Origin of the sequence: Bittarella massiliensis (ex Durand et al. 2017), from assembly GCF_009876955.1 — a bacterium.
GTDB classification, from domain to species: domain Bacteria; phylum Bacillota; class Clostridia; order Oscillospirales; family Ruminococcaceae; genus Bittarella; species Bittarella massiliensis.
Genome location: NZ_WWVY01000002.1, coordinates 463,305 through 475,629 on the forward strand (window position 1 = coordinate 463,305; position 12,325 = coordinate 475,629).

The window sequence follows — 12,325 nt, forward strand, 5'->3', positions numbered from 1 at the left end:
AAGGCTAGTCGCTGTATACGGCCAGCTGGCACCGCTGGGTGCGGGGGCCGTCGAACTCGAAGAAAAACACGCCCTGGGAACTGCCCAGCACCAGCTCGCCCCCCTCGACGATGAAGGTGGTGTTGGTGCCCATGAGGGCGGACTTGTTGTGCCCCGCCGCGTCGGCCGGGTTGTCGAACTGGTGGGCGTAGTCGATGCGCATGGGGATGAGCCTGTCCAGGGCCTGCTGAATGTCCTGGTGATCCTCGGGCTTCAACATGTAGGGGTTAAAGGAGATGCCCGAGGTGGTGTGGGGGGCCGAGAGGACGGCGATGCCCGACTGCACCCCGCTCTCCCGCACGCATCGGCGCAGCCACTCGGTCAGCTGCACCACCCCGTCCTTGGGGCACTCGATCTTGGTCTCGTAAAAATGCACGGTGGTTCCTCCCCTCTCCTATACGATCTCGATTTGGCTGGTTTTCAAAAAGTGTGTGGGCTGGCTCTGGAAGGCCGGCTCTCCGCCCCGGAAGAGGGAGACCCCCTTCAGCCGGGCCAGATACCCTGAGAGAAGGGCCACCGGCACGTAGTCCATCAGCGGGGCCAGGAAGCCATAGCGGGGGCTGGGCAGCTGGCAGACCGTCGCCTCTTTGGGGAAGAGGGCGGCGTCGGCATCGGTGACGATGAGGGTGGGCCGCAGTCGAGCCAGCACCTCCGCCACCTCCAGGGCGCGGACCATGGCCGGGGAGTCCTTGGAGATGCTCAGCACCGTCCCCACCCGGCGATGATCGCGGGCAAAGTAGTTGACATGGCACCAGTTCTCCATGTCCTCGTAGGTGGCCACATCTCCGGTCGCCTCGTAGATCTTGGCCGCGTCAAACCAGGCGGTCGCCATCTGGGCGCCACTGCCCAAAAATTCAAAGCTGTCAAACTCCTGCCACTGCTGGGCCAGCGCAAACATGGCGTCGTCGATTTGCTCCATCACCTCGCCGCCGAAGGACTCGGCGTACTCCACCATGGCGCGGCGGTAGTCGTCGGCCTGGCTCATGGGATAGCGCATCTTCACCTCGCCCATGCGGATGGCCGAGGAGCAGAGGGCGTAGAGGGAGGCGTAGTAGCTGCGCAGCCCGGGGGAGTGCTCGTCAAAGCCGCTGTCAAAGGGGGTGGGAGAGATGGGGAGCACCGCCTGGCTGGCCTTGGCCATGGGGGAGTCCGGGTGGGCGGTGACCGCCACCGTCAGGGCCCCCACCCCGCAGGCGGCCGCCCGCTGGCAGACCTCGATGTTGCGGGAGACATTGCCCGAGGCGGAGATGACATAGAGCAGGGGGTTGCAGGGCTCGTTCCCAATCCTCCCCTTCGGCCAGTGGCGGGACGCCTCCATGGCCGAAAGGGCCTCGGTGCGGATGCCGCCCAACTGCTCGAACAGCGGTTTGGCCGCCACCCCGGCGCAGTAGGAGTCTCCACAGCCCACCAGCAGGCAGCTGCGGGGCGAGAAGAGCTGGGGGGTGGTGAGGGCCATTCGCAAGGGCTTGTCGTTTGCCTCGGCGAAGGGGCGGGCCATGACCGGCAGGTCAAAGGTCTCCATTCGCAGGGCGTTGTTGCAGTCCAGTTTTTTCATGGTTTTACCTCCCGACAAAAATAGGACATGTTTTTTGGGCAATTTGTATATTCTCAAAATTGCTTTCCATAAAATATTGTATAGGGCGTCCAGGTCAAAGTCAATTGTTCCCAAACAAAATCTGTATTTTCTCCGCTTTTCTCCCACCCGGCCAAAATCCGCAGGGGCTCAAAAGGGCAAAGCCGTATAAACTGTACGCTTGCTCCACCAAAAGGGGGCCACCGGGCAAAGGCGGCCACAGATAGGGAACGCTTTGATAGGCAGGGTCTCTTGGAAGGTCGCGCCGCTCTCCTTTCCCTAGGTCTGAGAGGAGCCTATCTCCATCAGCCGTCTCTGCCCATTGCGAGGACAGCCGGCGCCATCCCCCCGGCGCTCCTCTGCACCTAATACGCGACTTTGCAGGAACAACATCGCCCAACTGGGACGAACAAGCCCTCCCTCTTTATCCTCACTACCTTCTTTGTCGGAAAAGTGCGTCTGCAAAGGCAATCCTGTTTGGAGAGTGTCCCCTCGCCATCGTCCATTCGCGACTAAAATGTCCTCTCACAGGAGCGGCAACATCCAGTCGAGTTAGCAAGGAGGCCTCTCTGCTTCTACCGCTCTCCTTGTCGGGAAAGCACGCCTGAAAAACATCTCCCTTTTTTCTCCATCTCTGCTCTTTTGCGCTCAAAACGCAATTGCGAAGGGGACAGCACACCCGTTTCACCTAAAAACAGCAGAGAACGCTCGCCGCTCCCGTCGCCCTCCTCTTTGACAAAGCATACCTAAAAATACACTTCCCATTAGGTGGCATTTTCTTACTGCACTACCGCGCCCAAAATGCAATCCCGCTGGGATGGCGGCGCACCGGCCAGGGGTGATAGGAGTTTCCCCCTCTACTCCCGCCGCCCTCTTCTCCGGAAAAGCACGTTGGAAAACACATTCCTAGTTGATGGGCATTCCCTATCGTCCTCTGTGTTCAAAATGCAATTTCGAGAGGGTGACGGTACATCAGTCCAGAGGTGGCAGAAAACTTCTTTCTGCTCTCACAGCCCTCCTCTTCGACAAAGCACGTCTAAAAACGCACGCCCCTCGCATTTGGAAGGCATTCCTCTATCGCCCTTCCGCTACCAAAATACAACCCTGTGGGGATAACAGTACCCAGCCAGGAGTGGCAAAGGAGCTTTTCTCCACTCCTCCCGCCCTCCTCTCCTGAAAAGCGCGCCGGAAAATACACCTTCCTGTTTAGATGGCGTTCCCCCACCGCCCTCTGCACTCAAAATGAAAGCCTGCGGGAGAAATCGCGCCCTATCCAAGGGCGGCAGGTGGTTTCCCTTTTCCTTCCCCCGCTCGCCCACCCTTCCCCTCTTCGCCCCAAACTGCAAAATGCGCTGAAGCCCCTTCACCCCTCTTCCAAAAAAGAACCTCCCCCTTGGCTTCTCTACCGAGGGGGAGGTTCTTTTTTGCCGCCAAGGAGAAAAGGGTCAACGCCTCTGCCTGCTGCGCCTTGTCAAAGGCAAAAGAAGGGCTGCCGCCAGGAGGAGGGCCAGGAGCAGAGCGGGACTCCCCTCCTCTCCCGTGTGGGCGCTGTCGCCCGAAGGGCCGCCGGAGGAAGACGTCCCCCCTCCTTCAGGGATGGAAGGGGCCGATGGCTCTCCCGCTCCTATCTCAGGCTCCTCCTCTTTCCCCCGCTCGCCCACCAGGGCGTAACTGCCGGGAACGGGGGCGACAAAGGTGCCCCACTCCCCCTCCATTTGCAGCGGACACTGGGAAAGGGAGCCGTCCTCCGCCACCAAAAAGACCGCAGCGGTGGTGGGGTCTGCCAGGTCGTCCAGACTGATGCGCACCTCCAGCGGGGCGTCAAAACCGCCGGAAGAGCGGGCGGTGCTCTCCACCTCCAACTGGTAGTAACGCCAGACCTTGGCCCTTTCTCCCCGCAGGCGCTGCACCGCCTGGGTGAGGGCCTCGGAAATCACCTTCTCCCGCACCGACAGGTCACACAGCCAGGAGAGGGCCCCCTGCGGGGCGCGGACGGTGAGGCGGTTTTGGTCAAAGTGCTCCACCCGCTCGGGGGCGGCAAGGGCGGCGGCCCGGTCGATGGCCTGCTTGAGCCGGGTCAGCCCCGGAGCGGAGAGTCCCTCTCTTTCCAGCGGGGGTAGCGCCTCCGCCTGCTCCAAGAGCGCCTGCAGCGCCCCTTCCTCCTCGGGCAGAACATCTTCCAACGAAATCCCCTCCAACTGGGCGTTGAGAGCGTCCACCCGCGCCCGAGAGAGAACGGTGACCGGCCAATCGAGCCGCCCGTCCTCACAGGCGATGCTCACCATCTGCACCCCTAACAACTGGGGCCGGTAGCGGGAACACATCTCGGCCGAGAGGGGGACACAGCGCTGTTCCTCCCCACGCGAAAGGAGGAGAACGCCCCCAGAGGGGTCCAGGGGCTGGCCCTGCAGGTAGCTGGACTTGGCGGGGAGAACGGCAAAGGAAAGGCTCCACGGCTGCTCTTCGGGGAGCACCTGCACCGAAAAGGTGGTTGTCTGCCCCTCGACAGATACCGTCAGCACCGGTTCCCCCGGGGCAGTGCTGTCAAAGCCGCTGACCATTTCGGCAGTGAGGGGGCGCACCTCTTTGCCGCCGTCACTATAGGTGAGGGCGACGCTGCCCCCGGTGGGGTCAAAGGGCTCCCCCACCCGGTAGAGGGTCTTGGCAGGCAGGGCGGCAAGGGCGATGCCCGTCAGTTGCCGCGGCTCCACCTGCACGGTGAAGACAGCGCTCTGCCCCAGGTAGGTGACGGTGACCGCCTGACTGCCCGGCTGGGTAAAGCGGATGGGGCCGCAGAGGGCGAGGGTCAGTTCCAACTCGCTGCTGTCGCCGTTTTGGTAGCAGACCTGTAACCGCCCGCCTGCCACCACCAGCTCCTCTCCAAGCTGGTATGTAAGGCGCTGCGGCGGCGAGAGGAGGACCAGTCCGGTGACCGGGTTGTCCGCCACCGCCACCGCAAAGGAGATAGTCTTCCCCTCGAGGGTGACCAGAACACTCTTTTCGCCGGGGCTGTCGAAGGCGGCTGCCTGGCAGAGATCCGCCGCCAGAGGCCGCTCCGCCCAACCGCCGCCGGCGTACTCCAACCGCAAGATGCCGCCGGCAGGGTCGAATGTCTCTCCCACCTGGTAGACTGTTTTGTCGGGCAGGGTGGCAAGGGTGATGGACTGAAGGTCGCCCCCGTCCACCGTCACAGAAAAGGAGACAGCAAACCCCTTCCACCGAAGGGTCACCGGCTGCTCTCCCACCCGGGTGCTGTCATAGCCGCTGGAGGTGGCCTCCGCCATCTGAACCGGGAGGGACAGCCCGTCGCCGTAGTCGGCTGAAAGCAGGCCGCCGGTGAGGTCCAACCCCTCCCCTACCGCATAGCGGGTCTTGTCGGGCAACGTCTGCACCGTCAGGCCCTGGGGTTGGCGCACCCCGACGGAGAAGGAGACCGACTGCTCCTGGTAGGTGAGGGCGATCTGCTGCTGCGAACCCTCCCCCACCGCGCCGATGTCGCAGTCAGCCTCGGCCATCGGCAACTGGGCGCTGGTGCCGTCCCCGTAGTCCACCCGCAGAAGACCGCCCGTCAGGTCCGGCTCTTCCCCCGGCAGATAAAGGGTCTTGTCGGGCAGTTTTTCCACCGCAAACCCGGTGACTGCTGGCGGCGCAGGGGCGAAAACGGAGACATCGGGCAGGGCGAGGGAGCGGTCCTCCTCCCCCAAGGGGGCAAAGTTTTCATCCAAAAGGGTATAGCGCAGGTCGGCTGCAAGGGGAGCGCCCGCCGGCGCACCCTCCCCTGCCAACGCCTCTAAGGCGCCCAGCTCGACTGTCTGCCCAAAATAGGCCGACCCGTCCGCCGGGGTGATAAAACACTCATGGCTTCCGACATTTGACTGCTCGTCAACGGTGGCGTTGGGGGAGGGGGAGAGCCACCTATCCGACCCGTCGGCCACCCAGGACCAACCCATCTCAGGAGTGTTTAACACCAGTTGGACGATCGCCACCTGACTCCCCTCGGTCGAGAGGGAGAGTTGGACGGAAACACTCTCCCCCGAAGAGACCTCGCTTTTGTCGGCCGTGGCCAACAGAGAGGGCGCGGGCCCAGCCAGCGCTGTGGCTGTGGGCAGAAAGATCCCGCCCACCAGCTGGACAGCAAGCAGGGCCGCCACCCCTCTTTTCCCGCAGATACGCATCTTTTTGTGTCCCCTTTCCCTTTTGCAAATTGTCGAAAAAACAATAAATTTGTCGAAACCGTTAGGAAAATTATACCAATATCTGCAAAGGGGAACCAGTGACATTTCAGCCAAAGAAAAAAGGGCTCTTTTGGCATTCCAGATAGGAAAACAAAAAAAGCCGCCTTTTGAGGCGGCTAAAAAGCGGAAAAGGGAGGGGAAAGGGAAGAAAACCATTTCAGCCAATTCGCTGCATAACAGGTGGAAGAGGGATCACAATGGCCCTCTTTCCCTTTCTGGTTTTCTTCTATTTTGTCGGCGAAACCGGCACAGCGGGTCACACCGCATCCTCTACCGCCCCTTCTCCCCTTTTTTGCTGCGGCCAGGGAGCAGGCACTTGACGGTCTGAAAAAGGCCCACCGCTATCATCATCAGCGGAATCAAGATCCAGAGGCCGAATGACTTAAAGCAGGCAGGCCACGAGCCGGTCTCCCCCCTTCGCAAGAGGATGGGACCGGCCCCTACAAAGGTGAACACGACCCCAATATAAACCCCCAATACACTGACTTTGAACCTGTCAAAACACCCCTTCACGGTGAGCCAAGCCAGGATGAACACGGTGGAACCGAGAACAAAGAAAAGGCCCATAAAAATCATCCAATTTGCACTGTTGCTCCCCGCCAGAACCGATTTTTGGGGGTTGGCAGGGTCATATTTCACCGTTCGGGTGCTATTTCGCGCGGGGATCGCGCTGGTCCCGTAGTCTGTGGAGACGCGGTATGGGGCGCCGTTTACCTCGTACTCATAAATCAGGCGGTAGGTCGTGCCCTCCCTGTCGCTCCGGTAGACCTCATAGTCGACAAAATGCCCCTCGGTGGCGGTGTAACCCCCTGCTCGCTGGCTTAATTGGATGGTGTCCTTCACCCCCAGAAACAGGATAAAAATGCCGGACAGCAGGCACACCCCCACCAAAAAGCAGGTCACGACCACCTTGAAATTGACGTTCAGGTGGAGAGACCGCTTCTTGGGGTCGGCCTTGGCCGGTTGGTCCCCTTTTCTGAAAAACACCCTGTATACCAGGTAGCCGCCAACGAGCCAAAACGGCAGTGAGAACAGCAGTGGCAGATACGCTTGATTGGTGAAGTTCACATAGCACCAAACGCCCAGGAAACCAAACACGTAGAGCAAAAAGCTGGCGGCGTACACCTTGTAGAGCAGCTTTGCCGCCTTCTCCCAACCCACTGCCAAAAATATCGTTCGCAAAAGCTCTGTGAGGCCGCAAATCAAAAAGGGGAGGATCACAATCCTGCTCGAAACATTCTGTGCTTTCAGCATTGTCCTCGCCAAAAACAGAACGATGAACGAAATGGGGATGGCCCTCACCAGCAAGAAGCCTCTATTCTTCACACATCTGCCTCCTTTTTCTCATCGGCGCATTTGTCTGCCAATGGATTTCTCTGATGGTGACCACAGACTTGGCGCACCTGTAAAGGGGGATCTTTTATAAATACGCGATTTGCATCTGCTGTGCCGTTTCTTCCCGCACGGCACATGGCTACCATGTAAGCGCAACCTCTAACTCCGTGGGAAAAACCAGAGAAGTGGCAATATGTGCATCTGCACGGGATATGACCAGTGAGGTCATTTTGGGTTTGAACACTGATAAAATTTCAAGTTCACACACCCGCGTGGGGTGCGACCAGAAAGCCGAGCGTTTGTCCTTAAAAATTGCCTAATTTCAATCCACGCACCCGCGCGGGGTGCGACTCGCCTATTAGGAGGAAGTGAAAATGGAAGAGAAAATTTCAATCCACGCACCCGCGCGGGGTGCGACCAAAGACCTGCTGCTCCTGCTCAATGACCTGTGATTTCAATCCACGCACCCGCGCGGGGTGCGACCCTGTTGCCACTGTCGCGGGAATTATTAGCGTAGGATTTCAATCCACGCACCCGCGCGGGGTGCGACCCTGTTGCCACTGTCGCGGGAATTATTAGCGTAGGATTTCAATCCACGCACCCGCGCGGGGTGCGACCCTGTTGCCACTGTCGCGGGAATTATTAGCGTAGGATTTCAATCCACGCACCCGCGCGGGGTGCGACAGCAAACATACACAAAAGCACACTGTTGTTTGCGCTTTCAATATACCTTCTCCACAAACACTTGTCAATTTTTTGGCAGCTGTCTTCTCTTCTTTTCCACTCTATCTACTTATCTTGCAATTCCTCGGTGCGAACCCACTGGGGAATTTCTGTCCGCTTGGACTTCGCACCGCCCCAAAATGAGGGTAAAACTGCGCTATTTTAAGAGCCGCAAAAAAGCCAATCAAAATCGGGTATGTCAATTCGAAAGAGGGAAACTGGCGCGAAAGAGCTCCCCTTCTACGAGCGCCCTGTGCGTCCACTCCAAAAGTCAGAGAAGGGGCTCCTCATCTACTCTCCTCCCTTTGCAGCTGTCTTTCATCCCAGCCACAAACCGTCCTATTGGCTTTGTTCCTGGGGAAAGACCTGACAGATAGCCTTTTCCCAAAAGACCACCCCGTCCAGGTGGTCCAGCTCATGGCAGAGACACTTGGCCAGCGCCCCCTCCCCCTCGATGGAGATGGGGGTTCCCTCCCGGTCGAGCGCCTCTACCCGCACCCGCTGAGGGCGAATGGTCTTTCCCCACCAGCCGGGGTTGCTCAGACAGCCCTCCATACACTCCTGCGCCCCCTCCGCCGCAGCCAGGCGGGGGTTCACCAAAAACAGCGGCTGTTCAAGGCCCGACTCCTCCCAGGGAAGGATCACCACCAGTCGCCGCAACACCCCCACCTGAGGGGCGGCTATCCCTGCGCCGCCCACCTGCCGCAGCGTCTCCTCCATGTCCTCCAGCAGTTGCCGAACCCGCCCGTCGATCTCCCCCACCTCCCGGCTGGGCTTTTTGAGCAGCGGGTCCCCCTTCTTCCTGATTTCACGCAAAGCCATGTTGGCGCCTCCCTCTCTCCTTTACAGCAGAACTTCTCTTTCTCTCTGCTGTCTCTTCGCCCCCGTGCGGCTGCTCTCGGCACGGCTCTTGCGGGGGCTCTCTGCAAACAAAAAGACCTCTTCGATGGGCAGGCCAAACACCCGCGCAATGTCGTGCGCCAGCCAGATGGAGGGCTCGTACCGCCCTGCCTCCAGGGCGCTGATGGTCTGGCGGGAAACCCCCACCCGCTCTCCCAGCACCTGCTGGGAAAGGCCCTTCTCCCGCCGCAGCAGGCGGATGCGATTCTTCAACGCGCTCCCTCCTCCGTCAAGTCGACTTTCCTTTACAGTACCAGTCCGGTCCACAACTGTCAAGTCAACTTTCCCATTTGCACAGCAAAGGCCCCCGGACCCGAGGGGGTCCGGGGGCCTTTTCTCACTCTTTTTCCGCCAGGCCGACGATCAGGTCCACACAGGTGTCCAGGCCCAGGGCACCGCTGTCCAGGCAGAGGTGGTAGTTCTGCGACATCCCCCACTCCTGGCCGGTGTAATACTTGTAGTAGGTGCGGCGCTTCTTGTCCTTTTCCTCCAAGCGTTTGGCGGGCTTCTTCTCGCTCTCGCCATAGAGGCGGACGATCCTGTCCGCCCGCACCTCCGGGTCGGCGTGGACAAAGACGTGCAGGCAGTCCTGCCGCTCCCGCAAGATGTAGTCGGCGCAGCGGCCCACAAAGACACAGGGCCCCTTCTCGGCCAGCTCCCGGATCACCCGGTGCTGCACCGCCCAGAGAAAGTCGTCCACCGACAGGCCATTTAGCCCTACCTGGCCGCCCCGGGCCGAGAAGGCACAGGCCAGCCAACTGGAGCCGGGGGCGTCCTCCCCCTTCTGCTCCACATACCCCTCGTCCAGGCCGGTCTCGGTCGCCACCTGTTTGACCAGCTCCTTGTCGTAACAGGGAACACCCAGGCGCTGGGCCACCTCTTTGCCGATGGTCCTGCCGCCGCTGCCGAACTCTCTGCTGATGGTGATGATCTGTCTGCGCATGTTGCCACGCTCCTTTCGGGCCGGACAGCCGACCTCTATCCTCATTATACCAAAACGCCGCCCCCCTGGGTAAAAAAAACCTCTGCAAAACAGAAAAAAATGCCCCCTTATAGGAGGGGGACAGGCGCAAAAAAGCCGCCCCCTGACCGCGACCGGCGCGGCCAACAGAGGCGACTTTGGAGCGGACAGCCCCTGCCGAGGGCAGGAGACAGTCAGGATGTTTTACAGGCTCATCCCCAACTCAATGGCGCGGAAGTTGGGTTCGACCAGGTGCTGCTTGCGGGCGGGGACGCTCTTCTCGATTCCCTTCTTCACCGCCTCGAGGGAGGCAAAGCCGCACTCTTTGAGCACCTTGCCCAGGAGGATGATGTTGGCCAGCCCCTGCAGGTCGTTCTCCTCGGCCAGGCGGGTGGCCTCGACATAGCAGGTCTTGACCCCTTCGATCTCCTCCCGGTCGCTGATGAGGGTGGCGTCGATGACCGCCACCCCGCCGGGCTGGACCTTGTGGATGAACTTGTCGTAGGAGGGCTTGTTCATCACCAGCAGGGCGTCGGGGTTGAGGATCAGGGGGGAGCAGATGGGGTCGTCGCTGATGCAGACCGAGCAGTTGGCGGTGCCGCCCCGCATCTCGGGTCCGTAGGAGGGCAGCCAGGAGACCTCCTTGCCGTCCATCAGGCCGGAGTAGGCCGCCACCTTGCCCGCAAAGAGGATGCCCTGGCCGCCGAAGCCGGCCAGCAGGATGTTTTGGGTCATACTACTTCTCCTCCTTCTGCGCGTCTTTGTCCTTGTAGACCCCCAGCGGGTAGTAGGGGATCATGTTGTCCCGCAGCCACTGCATGGCCTCGATCGGGGTGAGGCCCCAGTTGGTGGGGCAGGTGGAGAGGACTTCGACGATCGAGAAGCCCTTGTGGTCCAGCTGGTTCTGGAAGGCCTTCTGAATGGCCTTTTTGGCCTCTTTCACGTGGGGGACGCTGTCCACCGTGACCCGCTGGGCCAGGGCGACCCCGTCGAGGGTGGAGAGCATCTCGCACATGCGGATGGGGAAACCGGCGGTGGCGGTGTCCCGCCCATAGGGGGTGGTCTGGGTGATCTGCCCCGGCAGGGTGGTGGGGGCCATCTGCCCGCCGGTCATGCCGTAGATGCAGTTGTTGACGAAGATGACGGTGATGTTCTCGCCCCGGGTGGCGGCGTGCACCGTCTCGGCGGTGCCGATAGCGGCCAGGTCGCCGTCACCCTGGTAGGTGAAGACCACGCTGTCGGGAAGGGCCCGGCGCAGCCCGGTGGCCACTGCGGGGGCGCGGCCGTGGGCGGCCTCGACCATGTCGCAGGCAAAGTAGTTGTACGCCATGACCGCACAGCCCACCGGCGCGACGCCGATGGTCCTGCCCTCGATGCCCAGCTCGTCGATGGCCTCCGCCACCAGCCGGTGGATGATGCCGTGGGTACAGCCGGGACAGTAGTGGAGCACTGCGTCGGTCAGGGCCTTGGGTTTTTCAAAGACGATTGCCATTACCGGTCACCTCCTGCCATTTTTTCAATTTCGCCCAGCACCTCTGCCGGGGTGGGGATGACGCCTCCGGTGCGCCCGAAGAAGGAGACCGGCACCTTCCCGTTGACGGCCAGGCGGACGTCGTCGACCATCTGCCCCATGCTCATCTCCACGCAGAGGAAGCCCTTGCAGCCCTCGGCTGCGGCGGCGATCTCCTCGGTGGGGAAGGGCCAGACGGTGATGGGGCGGATGCAGCCGATCTTCAGCCCCTTCTCGCGGGCGGCCTTGACGGCGGCCTTGGCGATGCGGGCGGTGGCGCCGTAGGCGACCACGATGTAGTCGGCGTCCTCGGTGTTCTCACACTCCACCAGCACCTCGTTTTGCTTGACCTGTTCGTAGCGGGCAAACCGGTCGACCACCAGCTGCTCCAGCTCGTCGGCCTGCAGGTAGAGGGAGTTGACGATGTTGTGGGGGCGCTTGTTCTGGTGGCCGTTTGTGGCCCAGGACTTGTCGGCCTGGATGGGGGTGTAGTCCTCAGGGAAGCTCACCGGCTCCATCATCTGGCCCAGCATCCCGTCGGCCAGCATCATGGCGGGCATCCGGTACTTGTCGGCCAGGTCAAAGGCCTGGAAGGTCAGGTCCACCATCTCCTGCACGGTGGAGGGGGCAAAGACGATGTTCTGAAAGTCGCCGTGGCCGGAGGCGCGGGTGGCCTGCCAATAGTCCGCCTGAGAGGGCTGGATGCCCCCCAGGCCGGGGCCGCCGCGCATGACGTTGATGATGAGGCAGGGCAGGTCGCTGCCGGCTATGTAGGAGATCCCCTCGCTCTTGAGGCTGATGCCGGGGGAGGAGGAGGAGGTCATGGCCCGCACCCCGGCGGAGGCGGCGCCCAGCACCATGTTGATGGCCGCGATCTCGCTCTCGGCCTGCAGGTAGGTGCCGCCGATCTTCGGCATCCTCTTGGCCATGTAGGCCGACACCTCGGTCTGGGGGGTGATGGGGTAGCCGAAGAAGTGGCGGCAGCCGGCACGGATGGCCGCCTCCGCCAGGGCTTCGTTGCCCTTCATTAACACTCTGTCTGTCATATT

General features: G+C 61.3%; 10 protein-coding genes and 1 CRISPR repeat array. All 10 genes read right to left on the reverse strand.

Annotation, left to right across the window (positions count from 1 at the left end; all coding sequences use genetic code 11):
- Positions 1–4 precede the first annotated feature (4 nt).
- The 10 genes from GT748_RS03250 to GT748_RS03295 all read right to left on the reverse strand — a co-directional run bounded on the left by GT748_RS03250 (position 5) and on the right by GT748_RS03295 (position 12,322).
- Complete coding sequence (locus GT748_RS03250; protein ID WP_021660006.1) at positions 5–415, reverse strand: secondary thiamine-phosphate synthase enzyme YjbQ; 411 nt, start codon at positions 413–415, stop codon at positions 5–7.
- 18 nt (positions 416–433) lie between these two features.
- Entirely contained in the window at positions 434–1,594 is a 1,161-nt protein-coding gene (locus GT748_RS15680) for an SIS domain-containing protein (protein WP_021660007.1), read from the reverse strand.
- A 1,463-nt stretch (positions 1,595–3,057) separates the two neighbouring features.
- Positions 3,058–5,787, reverse strand: a complete 2,730-nt coding sequence (locus GT748_RS03260; protein ID WP_021660010.1) for a bacterial Ig-like domain-containing protein — start codon at positions 5,785–5,787, stop codon at positions 3,058–3,060.
- Positions 5,788–6,117: 330 nt separating this feature from the next.
- Positions 6,118–7,173: a DUF3592 domain-containing protein gene (locus GT748_RS03265; protein WP_021660012.1), complete on the reverse strand. Its 1,056-nt coding sequence runs from the start codon at positions 7,171–7,173 to the stop codon at positions 6,118–6,120.
- A 328-nt stretch (positions 7,174–7,501) separates the two neighbouring features.
- A CRISPR array of direct repeats spans positions 7,502–7,867; the repeat unit is 33 nt; unit sequence ATTTCAATCCACGCACCCGCGCGGGGTGCGACC.
- 377 nt (positions 7,868–8,244) lie between these two features.
- On the reverse strand, positions 8,245–8,727 hold the full coding sequence (def, locus tag GT748_RS03270) for a peptide deformylase (protein ID WP_021660015.1): 483 nt from the start codon (positions 8,725–8,727) through the stop codon (positions 8,245–8,247).
- A gap of 21 nt (positions 8,728–8,748) precedes the next feature.
- Positions 8,749–9,018: a helix-turn-helix transcriptional regulator gene (locus GT748_RS03275; RefSeq protein ID WP_021660016.1), complete on the reverse strand. Its 270-nt coding sequence runs from the start codon at positions 9,016–9,018 to the stop codon at positions 8,749–8,751.
- A 124-nt stretch (positions 9,019–9,142) separates the two neighbouring features.
- Positions 9,143–9,748, reverse strand: coding sequence for an AAA family ATPase (locus tag GT748_RS03280; protein ID WP_044992899.1), 606 nt, complete (start codon positions 9,746–9,748; stop codon positions 9,143–9,145).
- Between the two features lie 222 nt (positions 9,749–9,970).
- Positions 9,971–10,501 (reverse strand): 2-oxoacid:acceptor oxidoreductase family protein, encoded by a 531-nt coding sequence (locus GT748_RS03285; RefSeq protein WP_021660018.1) that lies wholly within the window; start codon positions 10,499–10,501, stop codon positions 9,971–9,973.
- A 1-nt stretch (position 10,502) separates the two neighbouring features.
- Positions 10,503–11,258, reverse strand: coding sequence for a thiamine pyrophosphate-dependent enzyme (locus tag GT748_RS03290; protein WP_021660019.1), 756 nt, complete (start codon positions 11,256–11,258; stop codon positions 10,503–10,505).
- Positions 11,258–12,322 (reverse strand): 3-methyl-2-oxobutanoate dehydrogenase subunit VorB, encoded by a 1,065-nt coding sequence (locus tag GT748_RS03295; RefSeq protein WP_021660020.1) that lies wholly within the window; start codon positions 12,320–12,322, stop codon positions 11,258–11,260. Before GT748_RS03295 ends, GT748_RS03290 begins: the two co-directional genes overlap by 1 nt.
- Positions 12,323–12,325: the final 3 nt, after the last annotated feature.

What these genes read in the sequence shown, in the direction of transcription:
- def (WP_021660015.1), bottom strand. Translation starts at nt 8,727, where the DNA reads ATGGCTTTGCGTGAAATCAGGAAGAAGGGGGACCCGCTGCTCAAAAAG.
- GT748_RS15680 (WP_021660007.1), bottom strand. Translation starts at nt 1,594, where the DNA reads ATGAAAAAACTGGACTGCAACAACGCCCTGCGAATGGAGACCTTTGAC.
- GT748_RS03295 (WP_021660020.1), bottom strand. Translation starts at nt 12,322, where the DNA reads ATGACAGACAGAGTGTTAATGAAGGGCAACGAAGCCCTGGCGGAGGCG.
- GT748_RS03280 (WP_044992899.1), bottom strand. Translation starts at nt 9,748, where the DNA reads ATGCGCAGACAGATCATCACCATCAGCAGAGAGTTCGGCAGCGGCGGC.
- GT748_RS03285 (WP_021660018.1), bottom strand. Translation starts at nt 10,501, where the DNA reads ATGACCCAAAACATCCTGCTGGCCGGCTTCGGCGGCCAGGGCATCCTC.
- GT748_RS03290 (WP_021660019.1), bottom strand. Translation starts at nt 11,258, where the DNA reads ATGGCAATCGTCTTTGAAAAACCCAAGGCCCTGACCGACGCAGTGCTC.
- GT748_RS03260 (WP_021660010.1), bottom strand. Translation starts at nt 5,787, where the DNA reads ATGCGTATCTGCGGGAAAAGAGGGGTGGCGGCCCTGCTTGCTGTCCAG.